Annotated in this window: 20 protein-coding genes; 11 read left to right on the forward strand and 9 right to left on the reverse strand. The window is 69.6% G+C overall.

The window, feature by feature from the left end; all coding sequences use genetic code 11:
• Positions 1–10 precede the first annotated feature (10 nt).
• A complete protein-coding gene (locus tag F0U63_RS09190; RefSeq protein ID WP_395845515.1) occupies positions 11–1,885 on the forward strand; it encodes an ATP-binding protein in 1,875 nt (624 codons plus the stop codon).
• Here the strand turns inward: F0U63_RS09190 and aat are convergent.
• A complete protein-coding gene (gene aat, locus F0U63_RS09195; RefSeq protein ID WP_395845516.1) occupies positions 1,874–2,584 on the reverse strand; it encodes a leucyl/phenylalanyl-tRNA--protein transferase in 711 nt (236 codons plus the stop codon). The genes F0U63_RS09190 and aat overlap by 12 nt on opposite strands.
• The gene (locus F0U63_RS09200; protein WP_395848343.1) at positions 2,584–3,420 is read right to left on the reverse strand and encodes an LEA type 2 family protein; all 837 of its coding nucleotides are present in this window, start codon (positions 3,418–3,420) and stop codon (positions 2,584–2,586) included. The genes aat and F0U63_RS09200 overlap by 1 nt, the downstream gene beginning before the upstream one ends.
• Positions 3,421–3,486: 66 nt before the next feature.
• Here F0U63_RS09200 and F0U63_RS09205 point away from each other — a divergent pair, with 66 nt between their 5' ends.
• On the forward strand, positions 3,487–4,143 hold the full coding sequence (locus F0U63_RS09205) for a putative metallopeptidase (RefSeq protein ID WP_395845517.1): 657 nt from the start codon (positions 3,487–3,489) through the stop codon (positions 4,141–4,143).
• A gap of 18 nt (positions 4,144–4,161) precedes the next feature.
• On the opposite strand, the gene F0U63_RS09210 is transcribed toward F0U63_RS09205, so the two are convergent.
• Positions 4,162–4,506, reverse strand: coding sequence for a hypothetical protein (locus tag F0U63_RS09210; RefSeq protein ID WP_395845518.1), 345 nt, complete (start codon positions 4,504–4,506; stop codon positions 4,162–4,164).
• A gap of 158 nt (positions 4,507–4,664) precedes the next feature.
• Here F0U63_RS09210 and F0U63_RS09215 point away from each other — a divergent pair, with 158 nt between their 5' ends.
• Together F0U63_RS09215 and F0U63_RS09220 are read left to right on the forward strand one after the other, a co-directional pair.
• A complete protein-coding gene (locus F0U63_RS09215; RefSeq protein ID WP_395845519.1) occupies positions 4,665–5,927 on the forward strand; it encodes a glucan 1,4-alpha-maltotetraohydrolase domain-containing protein in 1,263 nt (420 codons plus the stop codon).
• A gap of 21 nt (positions 5,928–5,948) precedes the next feature.
• Positions 5,949–6,590, forward strand: coding sequence for a zinc ribbon domain-containing protein (locus tag F0U63_RS09220; protein ID WP_395845520.1), 642 nt, complete (start codon positions 5,949–5,951; stop codon positions 6,588–6,590).
• Positions 6,591–6,593: 3 nt separating this feature from the next.
• Here the strand turns inward: F0U63_RS09220 and F0U63_RS09225 are convergent, their stop codons facing one another.
• Both F0U63_RS09225 and F0U63_RS09230 read right to left on the reverse strand, forming a co-directional pair.
• Entirely contained in the window at positions 6,594–7,838 is a 1,245-nt protein-coding gene (locus F0U63_RS09225; protein ID WP_395845521.1) for an AAA family ATPase, read from the reverse strand.
• A 75-nt stretch (positions 7,839–7,913) separates the two neighbouring features.
• The gene (locus F0U63_RS09230) at positions 7,914–10,577 is read right to left on the reverse strand and encodes a carboxypeptidase regulatory-like domain-containing protein (RefSeq protein ID WP_395845522.1); all 2,664 of its coding nucleotides are present in this window, start codon (positions 10,575–10,577) and stop codon (positions 7,914–7,916) included.
• A 191-nt stretch (positions 10,578–10,768) separates the two neighbouring features.
• On the opposite strand from F0U63_RS09230, the gene F0U63_RS09235 reads away from it, so the two are divergent.
• The 6 genes from F0U63_RS09235 (at position 10,769) to F0U63_RS09260 (ending at position 20,335) form a co-directional block, all read left to right on the forward strand.
• Positions 10,769–11,527: an MXAN_6652 family MXYO-CTERM-anchored protein gene (locus tag F0U63_RS09235; RefSeq protein ID WP_395845523.1), complete on the forward strand. Its 759-nt coding sequence runs from the start codon at positions 10,769–10,771 to the stop codon at positions 11,525–11,527.
• Between the two features lie 99 nt (positions 11,528–11,626).
• Positions 11,627–12,580, forward strand: a complete 954-nt coding sequence (locus F0U63_RS09240) for a hypothetical protein (RefSeq protein ID WP_395845524.1) — start codon at positions 11,627–11,629, stop codon at positions 12,578–12,580.
• A 31-nt stretch (positions 12,581–12,611) separates the two neighbouring features.
• Positions 12,612–14,408, forward strand: a complete 1,797-nt coding sequence (locus tag F0U63_RS09245; RefSeq protein ID WP_395845525.1) for a hypothetical protein — start codon at positions 12,612–12,614, stop codon at positions 14,406–14,408.
• Positions 14,409–14,424: 16 nt separating this feature from the next.
• A complete protein-coding gene (locus F0U63_RS09250) occupies positions 14,425–15,837 on the forward strand; it encodes a DUF1501 domain-containing protein (protein ID WP_395845526.1) in 1,413 nt (470 codons plus the stop codon).
• On the forward strand, positions 15,834–17,201 hold the full coding sequence (locus F0U63_RS09255) for a hypothetical protein (protein WP_395845527.1): 1,368 nt from the start codon (positions 15,834–15,836) through the stop codon (positions 17,199–17,201). The genes F0U63_RS09250 and F0U63_RS09255 overlap by 4 nt, the downstream gene beginning before the upstream one ends.
• A 356-nt stretch (positions 17,202–17,557) precedes the next feature.
• Complete coding sequence (locus F0U63_RS09260) at positions 17,558–20,335, forward strand: kelch repeat-containing protein (RefSeq protein ID WP_395845528.1); 2,778 nt, start codon at positions 17,558–17,560, stop codon at positions 20,333–20,335.
• 87 nt (positions 20,336–20,422) lie between these two features.
• Here the strand turns inward: F0U63_RS09260 and F0U63_RS09265 are convergent, their stop codons facing one another.
• Complete coding sequence (locus tag F0U63_RS09265) at positions 20,423–21,940, reverse strand: hypothetical protein (RefSeq protein WP_395848344.1); 1,518 nt, start codon at positions 21,938–21,940, stop codon at positions 20,423–20,425.
• A gap of 196 nt (positions 21,941–22,136) precedes the next feature.
• On the opposite strand from F0U63_RS09265, the gene F0U63_RS09270 reads away from it, so the two are divergent.
• Entirely contained in the window at positions 22,137–22,832 is a 696-nt protein-coding gene (locus F0U63_RS09270) for a class I SAM-dependent methyltransferase (RefSeq protein ID WP_395845529.1), read from the forward strand.
• A gap of 13 nt (positions 22,833–22,845) precedes the next feature.
• On the opposite strand, the gene F0U63_RS09275 is transcribed toward F0U63_RS09270, so the two are convergent.
• From F0U63_RS09275 to F0U63_RS09285, 3 genes are all read right to left on the reverse strand, one after another.
• Complete coding sequence (locus F0U63_RS09275; RefSeq protein WP_395845530.1) at positions 22,846–23,538, reverse strand: response regulator transcription factor; 693 nt, start codon at positions 23,536–23,538, stop codon at positions 22,846–22,848.
• A gap of 428 nt (positions 23,539–23,966) precedes the next feature.
• On the reverse strand, positions 23,967–24,404 hold the full coding sequence (locus tag F0U63_RS09280) for a hypothetical protein (RefSeq protein WP_395845531.1): 438 nt from the start codon (positions 24,402–24,404) through the stop codon (positions 23,967–23,969).
• 134 nt (positions 24,405–24,538) lie between these two features.
• Positions 24,539–25,087, reverse strand: a complete 549-nt coding sequence (locus F0U63_RS09285; RefSeq protein WP_395845532.1) for a restriction endonuclease — start codon at positions 25,085–25,087, stop codon at positions 24,539–24,541.
• Positions 25,088–25,113: the final 26 nt, after the last annotated feature.

Genomic DNA, 25,113 nt, shown 5'->3' on the forward strand with positions numbered 1-25,113 from the left:
GAGGTGGCTCATGAGCCTGGGTCTCCGCTCCCGGTTGCTGCGGTGTCTGGATGAATCCCTGACGGCGGAGCAGCGCCGGCTGCCTCCGGAGGAACTGGGCCGGCTCCGGGTGGTGGTGGGCTCGGTGGGCCTGATGTTGCTGCTCGACCTGGCCTACCTGGTGATGATTCCCCTCTACCCGCCGGCGCAGCGCGCGCCCCAGGTGCTGGTGCTGGGGGGCAGCATGCTCGTTTCGTTGGGGGTGCTGGTGCTGGTGCGCCGTCTGCGCTCGCCCTTGCTGCCGTCGCTGCTGTTGTGCGGCTCGCTCGCCGTGTCGCTCCTGCTGGCCTCGCTCCTGGTGGAGTTTCCCGGCGGGGTGATGCACGGGGTGTACATGTTGGTGCCCCTGCTGGCCGTCTATCTGCTGGGGGCGCGCAGGGGCTTCGTCTTCACCGCGCTGCTGGCCTTCAACGCGGCGTTCCTGCACGAGTTCGTCCGCTCGGGCTTTGGTCAGACGCGCCCCCTGTTCGCCGAGCCGATCACCTCCTGGGGCAACTTCATGGCGGGCCTGTCGCTGCTGCTGGGCTGGGCGCTCAGCTGGCTGCATGGCGCCGCGCGCGACGAGGTCCACACCGAGCTGCGGCGCACGCTCCAGACGCTGCGCGAGAGCGAGGGCAAGCTGAGCAGCCTCATCGAGAGCACGGATGACGTGGTGCTGTCTCTCGACGCGCGCGGGCGCCTGGTGATGGCCAACCCGGGGGCGCAGCAGCTCTTCGCGCGGATGACGGATGGGGTGGCGCTCGTGCCGGGCAATCCGCTTCTGCGGGGCTGTCCCCCGGCGCTGCGCGAGTGGGTGGCGGCGCGCGGCCGCATGGCCCTGGGGGGCCAGCGCGTGCGGGCGGAGGTGGACGTGCTCGTGGAGGGGCGGCCGCGCACGGTGGATGTCCTCTTCAACCCGGTGCGCGAGGGGGAGCGGGTGGTGGGCCTCACGCTCTTCGGCAGGGATCTCACCGAGCGCAAGCGCGCCGAGCTCCAGCTCGGGGAGATGCACCGCAGTCTGCTGGACGTGTCGCGCCAGGCGGGCATGGCGGAGATCGCCACCGGGGTGCTGCACAACGTGGGCAACACGCTCAACAGCGTGAACGTGTCGGCCAGCCTGGTGATGGAGCGGCTGCGCGACTCGCGCGTGTCCGGGTTGGGGCGGGCGGTGGCGCTGCTGCGCGAGAACGAATCCCGGCTCGGCGCCTTCCTGGGCGAGGACGCGCGGGGACGGCAGCTTCCCGCCTACCTGGAGGCGCTCTCGCTCCAGCTCACCCAGGAGCGCGAGACGATGCAGGAGGAGATGCGGCGGCTCGTGCAGAGCGTGGACCACATCAAGTCCGTGGTGAGCATGCAGCAGCGCCATGCGCGCTTCAGTGGGGCGATGGAGCAGGTGGCCGTGCCCGCGCTCCTGGACGATGCCCTGCGTCTGCTCGCCGTGTCGTTCGATCGGCTGGGCATCGAGCTGCGGCGCGAGTACGCCGCCGAGGTGCCGACGGTGCTGGTGGACCGGCACAAGCTGCTGCAGATCCTCGTGAACCTGCTGAGCAACGCACGCCATGCGCTGCTGGAGGAGGGGGTGGAGGATCGCCGGCTCACCCTGCGGGTGGAGCCGAGGGACGAGCGGCTGCGCATCTCCGTGAGCGACAACGGGGTGGGCATCGCCCCGGAGGTGGTGCCCCGGCTCTTCAGCCAGGGCTTCACCACGAAGAAGGACGGGCACGGCTTCGGCCTGCACGCGAGCGCCCTGGCGGCGCGGGAGATGGGTGGCCAACTGTCGTGCGCGAGCGAGGGCCGCTACCGGGGCGCCACCTTCACCCTCGAGCTGCCCCTGGGCAAGCTGACGCCTCCCGAATCAAGGGCTTGAGCCGGCGGGGGTGTCCGTCGTGCTCCACCGGCCCCGGCGCGTGGGCTCGCGCTGGGCGCGGGCGAGCGCCTCGAGGAAGTGCTTGCGCGGCCAGGGCCCGGCGCCAAAGCGCGCCAGGTGCTCCGTCTCCACCTGGCAGTCGATGAAGTGGAAGCCCCAGGCCTGGAAGCGCTCCACGGCGGTGACGAAGGCCACCTTCGAGGCGTCCGGCGCGTGCGCGAACATGCTCTCGCCGAAGAAGGCCGCCCCCAGGGACACGCCGTAGAAGCCGCCCTGGAGCTCGCCCCCGGCCCACGCCTCCACCGAGTGCGCGTAGCCCAGCTCGTGCAGGGTGACGTAGGCGCGCTGCATCTCGTCGGTGATCCACGTGCCGTCCTGGCCGGGACGCGGCACGCGGGCGCACGCGGCGATGACGTCGGCGAAGGCGGTGTCCCAGCGGATGTCGTAGACGCCCGCCTTGAGCGTCTTGCGCAGCGAACGGCCCACGTGCAGCTTCGCGGGCTCCAGCACGAAGCGGGGGTTGGGCGAGTGCCACAAGAGGGGCTGGCCCTCGTTGTACCAGGGGAAGATGCCCCGGGAGTAGGCGGCGAGCAGACGCTCGGGGCGCAGGTCTCCCCCGACGGCGAGCAGACCGGTGCGGTCCGCGCGCTCGGGCGGGGGGAAGAGAAGCGGGTCGTCTCCGAGCAGATAGATGGGCACTACCGCGACACGTTGAGCTTCACGTCTCCGGACAGCGAGTAGGGCACGCGCACCAGCGGGCCGGTGAGCTCACCCGCGACCTGGTACGGCAGCGTGCCCTTGGCGATGAGCCCCCGGACCTCCGGACCCCACGTCTCCCGTGTCACCGCCACCTCCACGGGATACACCCCAGTGGCCGCCGCGTCCACGATGTCCTGCTTGCCCAGCGTGCCCTCCCCGAGCCGCCGGCCCTGGATGCCGAGCGTCCAGGTGAGCCCGTCCAGCCGTACCGGGAAGGGGTTGGGGTTCTCCACGCCCAGGCGCATCACCAGGTCCACCTGCTCGTCCGAATAGCGCGCGCCCTCCATGGCCAGCACCTTCACGCGCGGCAGCCTCGGCACGCGCACCTGCCGGGACGCGGCGAAGGGCAGGGTGCGCTCCGACTCGCCCGAGCGCACCGTCAGGGTGCCGCGCACCGCCACGAGCAGCGAGCCGCCCTTGTCGCTCAGGGCCTGGAGGTCCTCCGGGCTCTTCACGGAGGGGGTGCTCGCCATGAAGGAGAAGGCCGTGGGGGAGCCGGGCACGAGGGTGACCCCCAGCGCCGCCGTGCCCTTCTCCAGCACCTGCCCGTTGGAGACGAGCTCGTAGTCGGCCTTCTCCAGGGTGGCAGTCTGGGGACTGGTGAGCTCGCCGGAGTAGCGCAATTCCATGCTCGCCAGGTCCTGGGCGATGACGCGCGTCTCCTCCTGGGCGAGTGAGACGGGACCCAGGGGGACGGCGGGCGGGGTGGAAGCACACCCGGAGAGCCAGGCGGCGAACGTCAGGAGGTGGACGGTGGCACGCGGGGCGAAACGCATGGAGAGCAAGGTGGAGCGGGGGGCGTCTGGTCTCAAGGCATTTTGCGGTACACTGTTGACTACACCGTGGCCTACCTCCGCCAAAACCTCAACAAGGCCGTCCGCGCGCTCATCCGCGACATCGCCGCGAAGATGCCGGAGTTTTCCCACGTGAAGGCCAGCCGCATCCTCGTGGTGGCGGGCGAGGCCCGGCGCGCTTCCCGCGGCACGGTCAAGCCGCTGTGCTTCCGGGGCGGACGCTGCACGGACCCCAGTGGCCGCCGCAAGCCGGTCATCCGCATCCACGGCCGGCGGATGCTCTACTGCATTACCCTTCGTCCGCGCTTCTTCCGCGCGTCCACGCCCCAGGGCCGCGTCCAGACGGTGATGCACGAGCTCTTCCACATGTCGCGCCGGTTCGACGGCACGTTGCACGCGGGGCGGCGGCACTCGGTGCTGGGCGAGGACTTCTACCGTCAGCTCAAGCCGCTGGTGCGCCGCTACCTCAAGCAGTGTCCCCCGGAGCTGCTCGAGGCGCTCGCGCGCTCGGAGGAGGTGCGGGTGTTGCAGTGGTTGGAGCGCCCCGGGCCCGCCTACATCCCCGGCACGTTCCGCGGGCGCACGGTGTACACCGAGGAGCAGCTCTACTACGGCATCGTCCGCATGGTGACGCACAAGCGTCCCGAGGTGAAGCTCGCCAAGCCGCGGCGCAAGGAGCGCGTGGAGAAGGAGCGGGTGCATTGAGCCACCCGCTCGCGCGCGTCAGTTGAGGTAGCGCGGACGCGGGGGGATGGAGGGCTCGGCGGGCTGGTCCTTCATCAGCTCCAGGCCCTGGCGGGTGAGCAGGAAGCGCACCGTGCCGGAGCCGCGCTCCGTTTCGATCTCCGCCTCGAAGGCGGGGCCCACGAGGGTGCCCATCTGCACGTCCTTGCGCAGGTTGCGCACCCGTCCGGTGAGCAGGTCTCCCGCCACCGGCTGCTCCGAGTCTCCGCGCCGGTAGAGGTCATACGCCGCCTGATGCAGGGTCATGGCCAGCGCGGGCGTCAACGGCTGCGAGCTGAACAAGACCGAGATGAGGACCCAATAGGGGGGGGACTGTTCGGCCATTGTCCGATCCTAACGCCTCCCGGGCACGTCCCCCACCTCTTTCCACCGGGCCGCGGGTCTGTCTTGTCCCGGCGCGTCGTGACCCCCCGTCTCTCCTCCGCCGGGGGGAAAGGCAGTAGAGCGCCATGCCGCCTCACCCCTCTCTCCTGGAGAACCCGATGCTCAAGAAGAAAGTGTTTGGCGGAGCCGTGTCCCTGTCGTGGGCCCTGGCGTTGCTGGGCGCGCCGGCCGTGTTCGCGGGGCCCATGGATGGCAACAGCGGCGACGTGATGCTGCAGGGCTTCCACTGGACCTCGTACCAGACGTCTCCCTGGTGGGGCATCGTCCAGGGCAAGGCCTCGGACATTGGCGCCAGCGGCTTCACCATGGTGTGGCTGCCGCCCTCCAGCGACGCGGCCTCCAACGAGGGCTACCTGCCGCGCCAGCTCAGCGTGCTCAACAGCCGCTACGGCACCGAGGCGCAGCTCAAGTCGGCCATCGGCGCGCTGCACACCTACAACGTGAAGGCCATCGCGGACATCGTCGTCAACCACCGCGTGGGCACCACCAACTGGGCGGACTTCACCAACCCCACCTGGGGCTCGTGGGCGGTGACGCGCGGGGACGAGTGGACGGGGGCCACGGGCAACACGGACACCGGGGATGGCTATGGGGCGGCGCGCGACCTGGACCACACCAACGCCACGGTGCAGGGCGACCTCAAGAGCTGGATGAACTGGCTCAAGTCCAGCATCGGCTACGACGGGTGGCGCTACGACTACGTGAAGGGCTTCAACGGCTCGTACGTGGGCAACTACAACACCGCCACGGTGCCCTACTTCTCCGTGGGCGAGCTTTGGACGGACCTGAACCTCGCCAACCCCGATGCCCATCGGCAGCAGCTCATGAACTGGATCGACGCCACGGGTGGCAAGTCGACCGTGTTCGACTTCACCACCAAGGGCATCCTCCAGCAGGCCGTGCAGTACAACGAGTTCTGGCGGCTGCGTGACAGCGCGGGCAAGCCCTCGGGCGCCATCGGGTGGTGGGCGGCCAAGTCGGTGACCTTCATCGACAACCACGACACGGGGCCGAGCACCTCGGGCACGAGCCAGAACCACTGGCCCTTCCCCAGCGACAAGGTCATGCAGGGCTACGCCTATATCCTCACGCACCCGGGCGTCCCGTGCGTCTACTGGGTGCACTTCTACGACTGGGGCCACAAGGAGGCCATCAAGACGCTGATGTCCATCCGCAGGGCCAAGGGCATCCACTCCAGCTCGGCGGTGAGCATCCAGGTGGCGGACTCGAGCCGGTATGCCGCCATCATCACCGGGACGAAGGGCAGCGTGGCGATGAAGATCGGCCCGGGCGACTGGTCGCCGGGCGCGGGCTGGACGCTGGGCACCTCGGGCACCAACTACGCGGTGTGGACGAAGTAGCGTGCTAGCGTCGCGGGGGCGATGATTCCGTTCACCCGCAACTACACCGATCGCTCCAACAACTACGGCTTCCAGTTCGAGTTCAAGTGCGACAAGTGCCACAACGGGCACTTGTCGCCCTTCATCGCCAGCAAGGTGGGCATGGCGACCGGACTGCTCCAGGCGGCGGGCTCGTTCTTCGGGGGCACGCTGTCGCGGGCGGCCTACGCGGGGGAGCACGTGAAGGATGCCTTGCGCGGCAGTGCCTGGGACGAGGCCTACGCCGAGGCGGTGGAGGCGGCCCGGAAGCACTTCAAGCACTGCACCCGCTGCGGCCAGTGGGTCTGCCCCCAGGCGTGCTGGAACGAGGCCCGTGGCCTGTGCGAGGCCTGCGCCCCGAACCTCCAGGAAGAGGCCGCGCACATCCAGGCCCAGGTGTCCGTGGAGCAGGCGTGGACGAAGGCACGCGCGGTGGATCAGGTGGAGTCGTTGGACATGAAGGCCCCGCGCTCGGTGGCGCTGTCGGCCTGTCCGCACTGCTCCGCGCGCATCGCGGGGGGCAAGTTCTGCTCCGAATGTGGCAAGCCGCTCGCGGCGGCCCGGGCCTTCTGCACGCAGTGTGGGACGGAGCTGGCGCCCCAGGCGCGCTTCTGTTCCGAGTGTGGCACGGCCCGCGGCGCGTGAGCGTTACTTGCGCTTGGAGCGGCCCGCCGGGCGCGAGGCGGCGCGGGGCTTCTTCTGGGACGGGGGCGGCTTGCGGCTGGGCGCCTTCACGGGCTTGCCCTTGCGATCGAAGAACGCGTCGAGCAGCTCGCTGCCGGTGAGGAACGAGGGCGTCGAGGGCGCCGGGGACGCGTAGACGTTGCCCTCGTCGTCCTGGCGCAGCACGAACACCTCATCCTGCTCCAGTCCCGGCAAGAGCATCGCCGAGTGTGTGGTGGCCACGAACTGGAGCTTGGGGAAGACCTGCTTGAGCGTGGTGATGAGCGTCGTCTGCCAGTGCGGATGCAGGTGGAGATCCAGCTCGTCCACGAGCACCAGCCCCTCCATGCGCTCGGGCGGTACCGGCTTGCCCGCCTCCAAGAGGATGTGGCCGATGAGGTCCGCCAGCCACGCGATCGCTCCCTGGTAGCCGCGCGACAGCCACGTGGCGGGCAGCTTCACGCGCTGGCCCCCCAGGTCGAACTCGAAGCGGTGCGCCTCGAGCAGATCCTGCCGGGTGCGCACGATGCCGTGGCTCTGCAGCTCCAGGTCCACCACGCCCGGCAGCAGGTTGCCCTGCAACAGCACCTGCTTGAGCAGCTTGACATAGGCCTTGGCCTGCGCCGGCTCGAACACGTCGGCGAAGCCCGTGGCGATGAGTCCTCCCTGATCGAAGAGGTTCGCCATGCGCTGGCGCAGGGGATCCGACAGGCCGTCGGCGTGGAAGGAGTGGGGGCGGGGCAGGGTGCGCGCCGTGCCGTAGCCCGCGACGAACCAGCCGGGCAGCTGCGTGCGGCGCGCCTCGCGGATGGGATCGAACACCTGCGTGTGCTCGACGCCCACGTAGCGCGAGCTGCCCACCAGCTCGCGCCAGGTGCTCTTGGCCGCGATGGAGCTGCGCACGTACGGCGGCAGCGAATGCTTCTTCTCCAGTCCCGGGTACTGGCGCGCCTTGTGCCCTTCCTGCCCGAAGGTGAACTCGGCGCCGATCAGCATCAGCTCGGTGGTGGGCTGCCGCCGGTCCGGCAGGCTCGTGACGTCCGCGAGCTCACTGCCCAGCGAGCATCCACTCGCCGCGAGTCCGATGGCTTGGAGGATGGCCGTCTTGCACACGCCATTCTCCCCCACGAAGACGGTCCACGGCCTCACTTCCCCATCGGGACGGGTGAAGGAGAGGGCCACATCTCGCAGGAGTTTCAGATTCTGGAGCGTGAGGCTGCGCAGGTACATGCCTACCCACCATATCCTCAGTTGACCGACTTGTGGGGAATACAGAGAGATTTGGATGGCGTCCGCTGGGAGGGCTCACGGAGCTGGAGGCGGTGTCTCACTCCCTGTCCCACCCGGTGTCCCACCCAAGGCCACGTCCCCCAGGTCGAGTACTTCCCCCTCGGCCAGCCGCACGGGGAGGCGCAGGCGCCCGGGGGGGTGCTTGCCGAGGATGTTCAACACGTACTCGCCCGGGCTCAAGCCGTTGATGGAGAAGCGCCCCTGGTCGAGGCTCTCGCGCATGTGGACCGAGGAGGGATCGTTGTCGATGAACACGACCACGTCGCTCAGCGGGCTTCCGGTGGCCGCGTCCACCACGCGTCCCTGGACGGACGTGGTGCCGTGCAGGCGGATCTCCACCTCGGCCGTCCCGCCAGGACGGGGGGTCACCATGGCCTGTCCGCGCAAACCCTCCGGTGTCTTCACCACCAGGCGCAGGGGCTCGGTCAGCACGTCGTGGAGCTCGAAGCGCTCGCCAGGGAATTCCCAGGGGCCCTTGCCCTGGGTGAACCATTCCTCGCCCTCGGGCTCGATGCCGAGGGTGAAGCCGCGCACGGGCTCTCCCGCGCGCGTCACCCGGCCCCGCAGCGAGGCCGCGGAGCGCAGTCTGACCACCAGGGAGCGTTCCCCGCCCTTCACGCCCGACACCTGGCCGCTCCGCCCCCCGTTGAGCGCACTGACCCTCAGCCTGTCCATGCCGGGCTCGATGTCGGAGCCGAGGCCGAAGGAGAAGCGTCCCTCCTCGTCCGTGTACTTCGCCTGGAGCGTCCCGCCTTCCTGGGGCTCGAGGCCCAGGATGACGGTGGCTCTCGGTGAGGGCGCGCCATCGGGCTCGAGGACGACCCCCTCCACGGAGGACGCCGGGGCGTTCTCCTCCCAGAGCAGCTCGACCCGGACCGTCTGGCCTTCCTCCACCTGGACGTGCGTCCTCTGGAAGGAGGGGCTGTGGTCGCGCGCCGAGAGCAACAGCTCGTAGCCGCCCGCGGGCAGCACCATCCGGAAGTTCCCCTTCGCGTCCACCTCGGCCTGTTGGAAGTCCTGTGCGCCGAAGGGGCTCTTCTCGTCCAGTGCGGCGAGGACCTCCAGGGGCTGGGAGGGCAGTGCGCCGCGAGCCGCCCGCACCACGCCCTCCACGATGCCCGTGCCCTCCAGGGTGAAGTCCACCTGGGCCATGCCCTCCTCGGTGATGTCCACCCAGCGGTTGACCCCTTGCGTCGCCTCTTCCCGGCGGGCGATGAGCGGCTGGCGGCCCACATTCAGGCCCTCGAGCCGGTAGTGCCCCGTGGCATCGCTGCGGGACTCGAGGGGCGTGGACTCCAGCTCCTCCGGCCCGATGTTGGGGGCGATCACCCGTGCGCCCGCCACCGGCTGTCCGGCCACGTCGCGCACCCAGCCCTCCACCACGCCCAGGCGGGTGAGCACGAGGTCCACGGAGAAGCGCTCGCGCGGCGTCACCGTCAGGCCGCGCCGCAACGCCGGGGTGAAGCCGGGCGCCGTCACCACCACGTCGTAGCTGCCGGGCGCGAGCCCGCCCACCTGGAAGTGACCCGCTTCATCCGTGGACTCGCGGCCGGTGTCCCCGTTCTGTCCATGGGGGCTGACGTCGACCCGGGCCCCCCCCACCGGCACTCCCGAGCCGTGCTCCAGCACGCGCCCCTCCAGCACCGACCCCGGGCCGAGCTGGAGCCGCACGCCGCGGATCGTCTTGCCCGCGCTCAGGGTGAGCGGTTGCTCCAGGGCCCCCGCTTCCTCGCCGTGCCGCGCGGACACGCCGTAGGTGCCGGCTTCCACCTCGACGGAGAAGCCGCCTCCGGGGCCCGTGATGACGCTCTGGGGCGACACGCCGCTCACCCGCACCTCGGCGCCCTCGGCGGGAGCGCCTCGTGCGTCCACGACGAAGCCCTCGATGACCCCCGCCACGCTCAGCGCCACTTCCAGAGGCTCCTTCGCGGGGACCTTCACCGGCACGAGCCACAGGTGGGCGTGACCCGGCGCCTGGGCCTCCAGCAGGTAGTCCCCAGTGGCGAGCCCGTCCACGCGGAAGCGGCCCCGCTCGTCGCTCGTCGCGTACACGCGCTCCTCGGAGGGCAGCTCGGGAGGGATTCCGGGCGCCTGGTCGCGCGGCACCGCCGAGAGGATGAGCTGCACGAGGGGCAGCGGCTCCTTCGTCCCCTTCACCACCGTCTGGCCCACGAGGGACTGGCCCGGTTCCAGGACGAGCCGCACGGACGTGCGCGCCACGCCATGGGGTCGCACCACGGAGAGCATCCGGGGCGCGTGGCCATTCGCGTGGACCGCCACCAGATAGGTACCGGGCCCGGAGGCGAGCCGTGCCTGGCCCCGCGCATCCGTCAGGCCCGTGCCCGCCGGCCTCCAGACGAGCTCCCCGAGGTTGGGGTCCCTTCGCTCACGCCAGTACAGCCGCACGCTGGCCCCGGGCAGGGGCCGCTCGGCGGCGAGCACCTCCACTTCGAGCACTCCCTCCGCTTCGGCGGCGCTCGCGTCCAACGGAGGCGTCGTGTTGGTGACCCCTTCGGCCCGTTCTCGTGATGCGCCTGGCCGTGGCACGGCTCTCCGCTCATCGGGCGAGGAGACGGACGCCGGTGCCTCCTGGGCCTCTGGCCTCGCCGAGAGCCCGGCCCAGAGGAGCGCGAGCAGCGCTCCCAGGAGGAGGGCCGCCACGATGAGCCGCCTTCGCATGTCTGTCCTCGGGGCCGGTCGTGAGGGGCGCAGAGCTGGCACTCTATCCCGCGTAGATGCCTTTCCGGTGACAGCGTCCTTCTCTCGCGACACGGTCCTGGATGAGAGAGGAATTGCCGCGATGCAGCAAACGGTCGTGGGCCAATGGAGGAAAACAGGTTAAAAAGGTAACTTCTTCTCCCGGAGGAAGTATGCGGTTCCCATCATTTATTGTCGCTGGCGTCTTCACTGCGAGTCTTCTGTCCACCCCTGCCCTGGCGCGCTCCACGGGCATCTCTGGCGTCTCGGGCAAGCCACTCGCGGATGGGAGCGTGACTACCTGCACGAAGTGCCATGCGGTAGGTGCCGCTGTGCCGACCGTGGAGATCTCCGGTCCTACGTCGGTGATGGCGGGGACGACGAACCAGTACACCTTCATCATCAAGGGCGGACCCGCCGCGATTGGCGGCCTCAACCTGTCGGTGGACAGGGCGGAGGCCTCGCTCGAGCTGGTCGAGAACGCGGGCCTGAAGAAGCTCGAGGGCGAGTTGACGCACTCCGCGGCCAAGGCGTTCACCAATGGAGAGGTCCGCTTCGACTTCTCGATGATCGCGCCGGGCAATGGTGGCATCGTCACGATCTACGGTGCTGGCAACTCCGCCAACGGCGACAAGATCAGGCCCGGTGACGGCGTGGCGGCCACGAAGCTGGAGGTGACCGTGCAGGTCACGGACGGCACGGACGCGGGTGTCGAGGAGCCGGACTCCGGGACGCCGCCTGTCGACGCGGGCACCGAAGTCGACGCGGGCACTGTGGCCGACGCGGGCACGGGGACTGGCTCGGACCCTGACCACGACCATGACCACGACGAGGACAAGGGCGGTGGCTGCTCCTCGACGGGTGGCGCCCCCTTGCTGATGTTCGTGCTGGGCTCCGCGGGTCTGACGCTGCTGCGCCGCCGTCGCGCCTGAGCCTTCCTTCCCCTCCGCCTCTTCGTCTCCGGGTCTCCCGTGCCGCTCCTTCCCCGCTCGAACGCTCCCCGCTCCTCGATGCTTCGCCTGGGCAGTGCCTTGTTGTCCGCCCTCCTGGTGCTCACCGCGCCAGAGGCCCTGGCCGCGTCCAAGTCCAGGTCCAAGGCCAAGAGTTCCAAGGCTCGGAGCGGCACGTCCAAGGCCGCTCCCGTGACTCCCGCACCGCAGCCGGCGCCTTCGCCCGAGCCCGTCGCGGAGCCCGCGTCCGAGGCGCCGAAGAAGGAAGAGGCGGAGGCGGAGGCTCCCGTGGTCCCCGTGGAGCAGCCCCGTGCCGTGGTGGCGGCCAAGCCCGCCGCCGCGGCACGGCCCGCTCCCGCCCCGCGTTCCGCTCCGGCGGCGGCCCGCCCCTCCGAGTCTTCCTCGAAGGCCACCGCGGGCCGGATGCGCGTCGGCGTGGGTCCGGATTTCTTCCTGGAGAGCGCGCGGCTCAACGGCGAGCAGGGCATCAACATCTCGCGCCGGGACGAGTCCTTCGAGTACTCAAGCGCGGGCTTCGTCTCCGCCACCCTCTGGTTGAACACGTCCGTGCCCTCGGTGAGCGAGCGGCTGCGGGTGGGTGCCGGGGCGCGCATCTTCGGCAACTACGGCGCGGGCGGTGGCCGGACGTTCGGCTTCGGTCTGCTCAACGAGGCCTTCGCCTTCGCGGAGTATGGGCTGCCGGTGGCGAACAAGACGGAGGTGGTCTTCGCCGCGCGCGGGGGCCTCTCCTTGCTGGTGCCCGGCCAGGAGTTCGCGGCGGAGATCCGCCGGCTGCAGGAGCAGGGCGTGGGCGTGTGGAGCGTGCCGCGTGTGGGCTGGCTCGCGGGCCCGTCCGTGGGCGCGCGCCGGCGCATGACGGAGCGCATCCTGCTGCGCGCGGATATCCTCGGCCAGGTCCAGCAGCAGTTCCTCTTCGCCACGAGCGAGGACATCGACGGGCTGCGCTACACCAAGAACTGGAGCACCCTGGCGCTGCGTCTGGGGTTGTCGCTCGGGGTCGAGTTTGACTTCTGAATCCACCCTTTCCTTCCTCCGGGAGCCGCGAATGACCGTGTCTCGTCCGCTCATCCTTCCGCTGCTCGTGGCGCTGGCCGCGTGTCAGCCCACCTACGTCTTCGAGCCCGATCAGCTCGCCTCCGGGCCAGGGGCCATGGTGGGCAATGGCGCGCCGCTCACCCCCGGAGACTTCCCGGGCGGGGATGACGTCCTGCCGGCGGCCCGGTCAGTGCCCGCGCCCAACGAGACGCGCCCGCCGGACTGTGACGCGGGCTGCGTGGCGTATTGCGCGGGCGCGGGCCTGACCAACCCCGTCAATCGCGGGTTGTGCCGGAGCCTGTGGGGCGTGGGCCTGGCGTCCCGGCCCATCTCCTTCTCCGAGGCGTGCCGCCGGCTCTTCGTGGACATGCTGGGGCGCGTGCCGGACGCGGCCGAGGCCGAGGCCACGTGCGCGGGCGGGTGGGGCGCCACGGTGAAGCGGTTGATGGCCAGCGACGAGTTCATCCTCGTCCAGCAGCGCCACGCCGCCGACCGCTTCCTCTACGCCAACCAGGTGGCGAGCCTCCAGTCCATCTACGACATGGATCGGCTGGTGGCGAAGCTGCACCGGGGGCTCGTGCCGTACGATCTCTTCGCGTCGGTGGTGAGCGCCCACCCGGTGTTCACCCGCCGCTACGCGGACCCGGGCGACAAGGCCGAGGCGCTCTTCCGCCAGTTCCTGGGGCGCCCGCCCTTCGAGCACGAGCGCGCGGACATGGCCCGGCTCTACCGGCTCTGGTACTCGGGCTACTACGATCATCCGCAGCTCGGCATGCGCCTGCCGGACGCCTTCGTGCGCTTCCGTTGCCTGGACAAGGACGGCAAGGTGAACGACGCGGCCCGGGGCGAGTGCGCCAGCGTGTTGTGGGGCTACAACGAGCTCACCTTCACCCCGGACCTGCGCGCCGCGCGCGACCCGAGCCTCAACAACGAGCTGACGCTCTGGAGCGGTCTGCTCACGGCCGAGGAGTGGGCGCGGTTGCAGATCCCCGGCCGCATCCTCGCGCGGGACTTGTCCTTCTGGGAGCGCGCGGTGGATGACGTGCTCGCGCAGTACCTGGGCTATGACCTGCCGGCGCTCGTGCCCGAGGTGCGTGGGGAGCTGGTGCGCTTCCTGCTCGAGAACCACGGCGACATCCGCTCGGTGCACTACGCGGTGGCCACCTCGGTGGCGTACCTCCAGTCCGCCGAGGGCGCGGCGACCTCCACCTACCGCTGGGCCTACGGGCCGCTCAAGCAGGTGGATGCCGAGGTGTGGATCGACTCGCTCGCGCGCCAGACGGGCTACGAGCTGCCCGGCTGCGACCACCGCATCAGCCAGCCCGAGTCCCTGCTCAACGCGGGCAGCATCGCCGGCTACCGCGTGCTGGCCGAGTCGCGCTGGAAGACGAACGACAAGGGTAATGTGGACAAGCGCTACTCGGAGCTGGCGCGCACCCTGGGCGGCTGTCCGGAGAACGTGGTGGGCGGCCGCTTCCGCGTGGTGAGCATCCTCACCACCGCCACCCAGCTCTCCTTCGTGCAGTCGCTGTGCAATCCCGCGTTGGATCCGAAGATCAAAGGCGCGGACGTGGCGCGGCTGCTGCCCGAGGGCATGAGCTCCTCGCTCGCCGTGAACGAGCAGGTGGGCGAGCAGATCGCCACCCACCAGTACCGGCTGTTGCTGGGCCGCTCTCCGGACGCCACGGAGAAGGCCGAGGCGCGCGAGGCGGGCCGCGAGTGCGCTCTCACGCGCTGCTCGGCCGAGGAGTTCGCCCGTCCCTACTGCTTCGCGCTGCTGTCGAGCGCCGAGCGCATCTTCTACTGACCCCCGGAGCCCTTCCATGTCCGATCCCAAAGACTCGAAGCCCAAGTCCCCGGGCCGCCGCCAGCTCCTCCGGGGCCTGGGCGCGGGGGCCGCCGCGCTGGCCTTCCCCCACCTGTGGTTGCCGCGCACGGCGCTCGCCCAGACGAACGGGCGCGGCAGCGTGCGCCACCTCATCTACATCCGCCTGTCCGGCGGTTTCCGCTTCACCACCGCCTTCAACTCGGACGTGGCCGACGAGTTCAACCCGTTCGGCCGCTCGGACAAGCGCGCCGCGGGCACCGAGTGGGGCGTGGGCAAGCTGCTCGAGCGCGCGAGCTGGCTCGAGGGCGAGCCGTCCAAGCCCCGGCGCGATCTGGGCATGAAGCCGGTGGCGGAGTTCTCCAATGAAATCTGCGTGCTGCCGTGCGTGGACCACGAGCCCTTCTCGGCGCGCGCGGACGGAGGCCATGGCACGGGCCTGGAGCGCTTCCTCACGGGGTACGTGGGCGGGGCCACGGGCTTCCTCTCGTACGTGAACTATGGGGTGCGCGGGCGGGTGGCGGAGGAGGCGGCCAAGGGCAACACCATTCTTCCGGCCTTCAGCCTCGGCGAGGCGGGCATGGCGACGGGGGCGGGCACCTACGCCACCTTTCGGCCTCCGGTGCTCGAGGGCAGTGGCTTCCAGGGCTTCGGCGCGGATCCGAGCGCGAGCCTGCCGCCGTGGGCGGCCAAGGTGGCCACCGAGGTGGACAACCGCTACCGCTCGCGGCTGCACCTGCCGCTGCGCGGCGGCGTGGACACCTACCAGCAGACGCGCAAGGCCACGAGCGACTACGGGAAGATCTTCCGCGACCCCATGCTCCGGGTGACCACCGACTCCGACGAGGTGGTGGATGGCATCAGCAACCGCCAGCTGCGCACCCTCTTCGGCACCGACACCACGGGCCAGCGCGCGGCGCTCGCGCTGCGCCTGTTCCACTTCGGCTGCCCGGCGGTGTTCCTCAACCAGGGCGGCTACGACTACCACTCGCGCGAGGACGCGGAGCTGCCGGACGAGCTGGATGGCGCCAACCGGCTGGTGAGCGGCCTGCGCACGGCGCTCAAGATGATGCAGCACCCCGAGGGCGGCACGTACTGGGACAAGACGCTGGTGGTGATTGGCAGCGAGTTCGGCCGCACCACGGGCGGCAGCCGCTTCAACTCCGCCAACGGCAGCGACCACGGCAGCGATCTGGCCACCCGGTGGATGTCCATGCCCTTCATGGGCGGCGTCATCAGCGCGGCGGGCAAGGGGGGCAAGAGCCTCGGCGCGGTGCGCGGCGCGGATCTCAAGGCCACCGGCAAGGTGTACTCGTACCGCTCGGTCCTCAAGACGATGATGGATCTGCTCGGCGCCGACCACGAGGGCATCTTCCCCGCGGATGCTCCCATCCAGGACTTCTTCTCATGACGCGCTCTCCTCTTGTCGCCTCCCTCGCCGCCCTGGCGCTCGCCTGTGGTGGCGGCTCGGGCTCGAACCCGGCCGACCCGGGCACCATCCCCTTCGAGCCGGAACGCCCCTCGCCGGTGGGCGCGGGCAGCACGCCCACGTATACGGGCTCGGACCCGGACGTGAAGGCCGCCCAGCTCACCTACGCCACCGGGCTCGACCTGCACCGCAAGCTGGTGATGCGCACGTGCAGCGGCTCCAACGGCGTGTGCCACAACCAGAAGGAATACCCGGACCTGCACACGGCGGGCACCTTCCTGGCCTCCATCGGCGCGCCGTGCAACGTGCAGTCCGGCAACTGGAACGGCGTGTTCGACCGGTGCGAGCGCCTGGGCGACCGCTTCCGCTTCTCCGAGCAGGCCACCAAGGATAACGAGATCGGTTGGTTCGAGCTGATCCCCGGAGAGGCGCCCAAGCTGGACCCCAAGGGCACCCTGCCGGACGCGGGCACTCCGGGCCTGCACCTGTACGTGCACGACGCGGTGCAGGTGTCCCAGCCGCGCATCTTCTCCACGGGCACGTTCGTGCGCACCTTCATCAACGACGCGGGCGAGGTGCAGGATCTCGCCTTCGCCAGCTACCGCACGAACTGGTGGGTGCTGGAGGGCGGACGCCACCTCTTCGCCGAGGTGGGCGACTACCAGCGCGACACCGTGGAGGGCCTGGTGGCCAGCGGCATCGTCCAGGGCGATCAGAACCGCAACGGGGTCTATGGCGCGCGCACCGGCACCACCGTGCCGCTCATCAACCCGGGCAAGCCCGAGGAGAGCTACCTCGTGGCGCGCCTGCGCGGGAGCATGAATCAGGCGCCCATCCCCGGCACGCGCATGCCCCTGGCCAACCAGCCCCCGTCCGTGCAGGACATGCTGGCGCTCATGTGCTTCATCGAGGGGTTGAATCCCACGGCCCGCCAGTGGAGCCTGGAGTCCTCCATCGACTACACGAAGTGCTCGTACTCGGCCAACCCGCAGGCGCTCAACCTCGCGGGCTCCGGCGCCACCTGGAGCAAGGGCGTGCTGCCCATCCTCCAGTCCAACTGCGGCGGCTGCCATGGCGGCGACAACCCCCAGGGCGGGTTGAACCTGCTCGGCTCGGCCCATGACGTCTACCAGCGCCTGCTGAAGCCCTCGGCCCAGCAGCCCTCCCTGGCGCTGATCCAACCGGGCGTTCCGCTTCAAAGCTACCTGTGGCGCAAGATCTCCGGCGACGGTCCCATCATCGGCGCGCGCATGCCCATCAACCCGCTCAATGGCAACGCCTCGCTTCCCGCGGACCAGCTCAACAGCATCCAGGAGTGGATCAGCTTCAACGCGCTCGAGAACTGAGCGCGCCGGGAGCGCGGGCCCCTCTCCGCCCGCGCTTCCCGGAACAGCGGGTGGTCTTCACACCCACCTCTTCACCAGGGCCGAGACTTCCTTGGGTTACAGCGTTGAAAACGCAATAATCCGGCCCCGGTGAAAAAAAACATGAAGAACGGAATTCATTTCCCGACCGGTCTCGGTGTAGAAAATGGCTTACCCGTCTTGTGCCGGACTTTCCAGGTTTTCAAGAGTCGGGTGTCCTGAGAACGAGGCGGCGACCCTGTGTTCACCGCTCCACCTGTGCAGCCCATCGAGGGAGGGTATGGATGCGCTCTGAGACCCGGATGAAGTGTCGTCATGGCCTCCGTGGCCGGATGTGGATGGCCCTGAGTGTCCTGCTCCTGGCGGCCTGTAGTGGGGTGACGCAGCCGGAAGGGGAGGACGCGTCGCTCGTGGCCTCCGAGCCGGAGACGGCCACCCGGGCCCTGGGGACACCCATTCGGGGGCTGCACAGCCTGAACAAGGTGCTGATCCTGGCGAGCACCGTTTCCAGGGGCACGGACAGCATCGAGGCCCAGGTGGCGAGGCAGCTGGGGTACGAGGTGAAGCTCGCCTCCGACGAGGAGTGGCGGTCCCTGTCCGCCGCGGACTTCGCCTCCTACCGCGCCCTCATCCTGGGGGACAAATCCTGTAGCGTCGCGCCGGGCCTGCTGCTCGCCGCGGAGGAGACGCGCCACGTCTGGGGCCCGGTGGTCGACGGCAACGTCATCGTCGTGGGCACCGATCCCGTCTACCACAAGGAGACCCAGGTCACCTTCAACGCCGTGCAGTTCGCCGCCGCCGAGTCGGGCAAGACGGGCATGTACGCGGGCCTGAGCTGCTACTACTACGAGACGGATTCCCCGACGCTGGTGCCGGTGCTCAGCCCCTTCGGCTCCTTCCAGGTGATGGGGACGAGCGCCAACTGCAAGAAGGAGTCGTCCTACAACGACGCGCACATCGTCGCCTCGCACGAGGCGCTCGCGGGCCTGACGGACGAGGTGCTGTCCAACTGGGCCTGCTCGGTGCATGAGGTGTTCCTCTCCTATCCGGAGGGAGACTTCACCCCGCTCGTCATCGCGTTGGATCCGCCGAGCGGCGGGCGCTGGCCGGGCTCCCGGGACTTCTCGGATGGTTCGCACGGCGTGCCGTACGTGCTGGCGCGCGGAGCGGCGCCGGTGCGCTGCGGTGACGGCCTGGTGCAGTACCCCGAGCAGTGCGACACGGGCCCGCAGAATGGCGTGCCGGGCACGCCGTGCTCGGCGGTGTGCCGCACGCAGTGGTGTGGAGATGGCGTGGTGGATCCGGGCGAGGAGTGCGACACGGGGGCCGCCAACGGCTCGGGCTCCTGCAGCGCTTCCTGCCGCGCCCTGGCCCGTCCTCCGGTGGCCCGGTGCAAGGATCTCCTCCTGCCCGCCACCACCACGTGTGGCGCCACCGGCAGCGTGGACGAGGGCTCGTCGGATCCGGATGGAGACCTGGTGGGCTGCACCCAGACGCCGTCCGCGACGTTCGCGCTGGGCACCACCGCGGTGACGCTGACGTGCACGGACGCCACGGGCCTGAGCGCGAGCTGCACGGCGCGGGTGACCGTCACCGACACCACGCCTCCGAGCATCCACTGCTCGCCCGAGCTCGCGGTGGAGTGCACCGGGCGCCTCACCCCCGTCGAGGTCCCGGCGCCCGTCGTGTCCGATGTGTGCGAGTACGGCTACCAGCGCACCACGGAGACGACCTCCTTCCCGGTGGGCGGCCCGTACGCGGTGGGCTACGAGGCCTTCGACAGCTCCGGCAACACGTCCGCGTGCGCCACCCAGGTGCGGGTGCTCGACACGGCGGCGCCCACGGTGACGCTGGTGGGCGAGGCGACGCAGACGCTCGCGTGCGGCACGCCCTACGTGGAGGCGGGGGTTCAGGCCACGGATCTTTGTGACAACGGAGAGGCCTCGTCTCCGGTGGTGACGGCCTCGGGCGCCGTCAACACCCAGGTGCCGGGCACCTATGTCCTCACCTACTCGGCCCAGGACGCGTCCGGCAACGTGGGCCGTGCCACCCGCAAGGTGACCGTCACGCCGAGCAGCGCGTGCGAGGCGCCCCAGACTGGATGGACGCTCACGGGCAGCATGGCGCAGCCCCGCCTGTCCCACACCGCGACCGTGCTGGAGGACGGCCGGGTGTTGGTGACCGGCGGCTTCAACATCTCCTCCGAGCTGTACAGCCCGTCCACCCGGACCTTCTCCGCCACGGGCAGCAACCTGGGCTCCCACCGGGGCCACACCGCCACCCGGCTGAGCGACGGCCGCGTGCTCGTCGCGGGCGGCACCAGCTCCACCACCCGACCCTCCGCCGAGCTCTACCTCCCGGCGTCGGGCACGTGGCAGGCCACCGGCCGGCTCTCCGCGCCGCGCTTCAACCACGCGGCCGTGTTGCTGCCCAACGGCAAGGTGCTCGTGGCCGGTGGCTTCGGCTCGGAGTCGAGTGGGCCCGCGTTGAAGTCGGCCGAGCTGTATGATCCGGCCACGGGCACGTGGTCCCCCACGCAGGAACTCACGCAGGCGCGCGGCTTCCACACCATGACCCTGCTCCCGGGCGGCAAGGTGTTGGTGACGGGCGGCAGCCTCCTGCCGAATCCCGACGCGGAGGGCAATACGCTCGTGCCCGAGGCGGAGCTGTATGATCCGGCCGCGGGAACGTGGACGAGCGCGGGGCGCATGAGCACGGGACGTGCCTGGCACACGGCCACGCTGCTGTCGGGTGGCAAGGTTCTGGTGGCGGGCGGGGCGGGCTTCGATGCCGTCCTGAGCGCCGGGGCGGAGCTGTATGATCCGGCCACGGGCACGTGGAAGGCCACGGGGAGCATGAAGTCGCCGCGCCGCTGGCACACGGCCACGCTGCTGTCCAACGGCGAGGTGCTGGTGGCCGGTGGCTACGATCAGCATACGGGCATCCAGTACGCCGCCGAGCGCTACAACCCGGCGACGGGCACGTGGTCGGTGACGGCCTCGATGCATGTGGATCGCTACCAGCACACGGCCTCGCCGCTGCCCGACGGCACGGTGCTGGTGGTGGGCGGAGCCAGCAACCACGATCAGGCCTCGGCCGAGTACTACCGTCCGTAGTCCGCGCATGCGCGGAGGTCGCGAGGAGTCCGGGACGCATCCCGGGCGCTCGCGCCCTCCGTGTTTTCCCCCCGCGAGGGGCGGGACTCAGTGGCCGGTGTAGATGCCGAGGGCACCCGGCACGTGGTTCTCGTCACTGCCCAGGAAGGCCACGAGGATACGGTTGCCGTCCGCCTTGATGTCGGAGATGCGGCTGCTGCACAGGCGCCGGCCGAACTCCGAGCAGCTATAGGTCTTCACCGCCCCCCCCTGGAGCCGGTAGACGATTCCCAGCCACCGGGCGCCCACCCACACGCTGCCATCGGCGGTCCTGGCCTCCACCGCGGTCAGGGCCCTCTCGGCCTTGTCGCCGAGCGACACGTGCTGCACGTCCCCTCCGTTCACGTTCATCCGCGCGAGTCCCTTGGTGAAGGAGCTCACCCACACGGTGTCGCCCACCACGGACATGGCGGACACGTTGTCGTCATCGCGCTCGGCCGGCTTGGGCGTGCTGCCCTCGCCCACCAGGTCCGGCCAGATGTCGATGCGGTTGCTCACGTAGGGCGAGTCCTCGGTCCTGGATTGCGCCTCCCAGTAGTCGTTGCCCGTGGTGCCGTAGAGGAAGCGGGTGGAGCGGTTGGCGCCGCCGAAGAGCACGTCTCCGCTCGAGTGGACGGACACCCCGTAGTAGGCGTCGGTGAGCAGGATGTCGGGGTAGGCATTGATGGCCGGGTGCACGTGCTCCATCACGCCCGAGCAGTCGAGCTGACCGTTGCAGGTGGGGTTGCCCTGGTAGTTCGCGTCTCCGCGGGCGAAGCCGTGGTTGCCGCCGAACCAGACGCTCTGGGTGTTCTTGTCATAGGCGATGCGCAGGATGCTGCAGAGCTTCTCGCGCCCCCGCATCTCGGCGGCCACGATGCCGGGGCCGGAGAAGATGTCGTAGTGGACGACGTGCAGGGAGCCATCCGCGCGCAGCGTCACCTTGTCCGCGTCACCGCTCTTGTAGCGCGAGGGATCCGGACGGGAGCCATCCCAGTTGTTCTCGCAGTGGTCGTCGCCCTTGCCGGGCCGTCCCTCGTAGCCCACGAAGACGGTGTCCGCGGGGCCGCCCGCCACCGAGATGACCTTGAGGTACTTCTCCCCCATGGGCGCGCTGCCATCCGGCATGTAGCCGTAGGGGCGCAGGCCCTGTTCCATGGTGAAGCGCTGGAAGGTGGTCGCCCCCGGACGCAGCACGAAGAGGCCATCCTCACCGCCCGCCACCCACACGTTGCCGCCCTCGTCCGCGGACACCCCATAGATGCGGCGGGGGCCTCCGTGCTGGGTGCCGTAGAACGTCCAGCCCGGGACCGAGGGGAAGTCGATGGCCGCCTCCGGGGGAGGCGGCGGCGGGGTGGGAGTCGGGGGCGTGTCGGGCACGGGCGTGGGCGTGTCGGGCACGGGCGTGGGCGTGTCGGGCACGGGCGGAGCCGTGGGAGGGCCGTCCTGGGGAGTTCCAGGCTTGGGTGAGTCCAGGCCCGGGTTGTTCTGTTCCGACACGTCCCTCTTGTTGGGCTCTTGCGTGCAGCCCGTCCAGAGCGCGCCCGTCGCCACCACCGCCGCCGCCCACCGCCATCCAGCCTTCATGTCCTGCCCACCCTTGAAGATGTGGAACGCCTCCGTGGCGATTCCGAGCTCCTTGCCTCGCAAGTGCGGTGCCACTCCCACCGTCCGTGGGGGCCGGTCCATGCGTCGACTCGGTGACACCGGGTGGGTAGGAGATTGCCCACGAGGGGCAGTCTGACTGCCCTTTCGTGCCTCCAACCGTGCTACGCCGGGTGCAATGGCCGGAAACGACACGCGCGGCCGCACGCCGCTGTCCCTCGTCGGGCAGGAGCCCGATCTCCTCTTCTATACGCGTCAGGCCCAGGCGCAGGGTGGGCCCGTGCTCGTGCTGGGCGCGGCCAACGGGCGGGTGCCGTGGACGCTGGCCCAGGCGGGCCTGGCGGTGCTCGGGGTGGACCCCTCCGAGCGGATGATCCACGCGGCCGAGGAGGTGCGCGCCTCGGAGTCGCCCGAGGTGTCGGGCCGGGTGCGGCTGCTGCACGCGGACCTGCGCTCGCTGCGGCTGGAGGAGCGCTTCCCGGTGGTGCTCGCGCCGCAACACGCCCTGGGGCTCATGGCGTCGCACGAGGACCTGGAGGCCTTCCTGGCCACGGTGCGCCACCACCTGCGGCCCGAGGGGCTCTTCATCTACGACGTGCTCAACCCGCCCGTCGAGCCTGGCCGCCCCGCGGACGAGGAGCCGGGCGCCGCGCTCGAGCCACGCCGGCCCGTCTTCTCCTTCCACCTGCGCGAGCGCAAGCGGCCCGGCACCCCCTCGGGCATCCACCGCCTCAAGTTCAAGCCCTTCTCGTGGGAGGAGCTGGAGGAGGCGATGAAGGCCTGTGGGCTCACGCCCCGCGAGCGCTACGGAGGGTTCGACGGCAAGCCGTTCGATCCGGCGGATGCGCACCACATCGGCGTGGTGGACGGGTGAGGGGACGAGGGCCTCAGCGATCGAAGCGGTAGCCGAGGCCGCGCACGGTGAGGAAGTGCACGGGGGCCTCGGGGTCCGGCTCCAGCTTGAGCCGCAGCTGGCGCATGAAGTTGTCCACGGTGCGGGCGCTGCCCTCGTAGGCGTAGCCCCAGGCGGCGCTGAGCAGCTCCTCGCGGCTGAAGGTGCGTCCCGGGTGCGCGAGGAAGTGGGCGAGCAGCTTGAATTCCTGCGCGGTGAACTCCACGGGCTGGCCGGCGCGGGTCACGGTCTTGGCCGTCAGGTCCACCTGCACGTCGCCGAAGCCCACCGGGGGGGCCTGGCCGGCGGACGGGTAGCGCCGGCGCAGCACGGCCTTGATGCGCGCGAGCAGCTCCTGGAGCCCGAAGGGTTTGACCACGTAGTCGTCCGCGCCGAGGTTGAGCCCGACGATCTTGTCCATCTCGGCGCCCTTGGCGCTGAGCACGACGACGGGGGTGTCCCGGCCGCGCTGGCGCAGCTCCTTGAGGAGCTCGAAGCCGTTGAGCTCGGGCAGCATCACGTCCAGCACCACGAGGTCCGGCGCGTCGTCGAGCGCGCGCGCGAGCCCCTGCCGGCCATCCTGGGCCTGGAGGATGTCGTAGCCCTCGAAGCGCAGGTTCATGGAGAGGCCGGTGAGGATGGCCAGGTCGTCCTCCACCACCAGGATGCGTCGTGGCTTGTCGCTCATGCCTTGTCCAGGGGGAGTTGAGGGGTGAAGCGGCGGCCCTGGAGCCTCCATGATGCGCCAGCCGATGGCCAGTCCCAACCCACGACTCCTGGATGTGAAGGCACGGCGAATTGTCCTCCCGATTAGAAGCGCTCGACAGTTAGCGGGCCTGTGTCAGTGCTTCGTCACGCCGAGTGTGGCCCCGTGCTTTGTCGCGGCGTGTCATTCCCGCCAGGCTCCATGAGCCGGTTGACCCACCGGGAGTCCTCGTCCGGCAGCCGGAGGGTGTGCAGCGCCCTTCGCTGCCAGCACGAGCCGAGTCCCGATGACGAGCAGCAGCAGGGCGAGACCCGCCCGGGTCAGTCCCCGCGATCGTCTCCAGCGTTGGGTGAGCAACCCTACCGACCCATTGACGCAGCGCCTCGGGCGGGAAGTGGATGGGCGGTCTCTCAACGGGGACTGGGGTGTCCGGTTTCGGAGCGATGTTGATGCTGTTCTAGAAAGTGCTGAAGTTGGTTGAAGGGTTTCAGCCGCCAGATCTTGTCATGGGGCAGCCGTGGAAGCGTCTTGCGGAACCACGATGGCCAATCCGGCGAGCCACGGCCACCTGCCTTCGACAACAATTCAATCAGGACCGCACGAGGCTGATGCTTCGCTCGTTCCCTTTGTACCTCGCTGGGAGAGGGAAGACCCAGGGCCTCAATCAAGCCTGGGATTTGAAAGAAGATGGTTTCCATCTCTGGCGCCAGGAGGATCAGCTCCCACTGGTCGCGGGGCGCCGTCTCGTCCAACATGGCCTCGAGGAACCTCCTGCGCTCCTCTACCTTGGTGGGCTCATACACATCGGTGCCGAGGATGAGGGCAACAGGGTATTGTTTGATACCCACGATGGATCTCGCGAGGGAGTGCGCGGAGGAGCTGTTCTTCGAGGTGAAGAACCGGACCGGCGCGAGCTTCCTGGAGTGAAGTAGCGACTGGAGGAATTGGGTGTCGGACTCCCTGCTCGTGACCACGCAAAGCGTCATGGAATGCCCTCCATCGTGAGGTTATAGTCCGAAAATCCGTGCTCGAGGGCATGGCGGAATTTCTTTTGTAGTCCAGACCGCATGGCGCCTCGAGTGAGGCCGTGCTCGATATCATCCTCATCCCAGAGAAGGATGTTGACGGGAGTGCTGTATTGGGCGAGGACTTTCGCCTCTTCCGTGAAGCCTCGAATGCTGAAGACCGCGCCCATCGCCTGCGATGGCCGGCGAGCAAGACTGGCTCTCAATCTGGCAATGGGCTGGAAGTTCACGGTTTTGTTGTAGTCCTTCATCTCGAGAAGGAAGAACGAGCCGTTCTCCCTCACGGCTCCATCAATCTGTTCGAGGTTCATGCCCTTTCTTCGCACGGTGAAAGGCCAGGTCACTTTGGCCCCTTCGAGTTCGAAGGCGCGAAGGATGAGGTGCTCGAAGGCTCTTCCATCGGGCCATCCGCTCAAGGAGTGCTCTTCCCTGAGTTGGTGGTACATCCTGGTGACGTGTTTGGAGTTCTTGAGTCTTTTGATTTTTAGAATGTATTCGTCAAGCATGGTTGCTTCCATGCACCAACCGTGCC

Origin of the sequence: Cystobacter fuscus, from assembly GCF_044360685.1 — a bacterium.
Lineage (GTDB): Bacteria > Myxococcota > Myxococcia > Myxococcales > Myxococcaceae > Cystobacter > Cystobacter fuscus_C.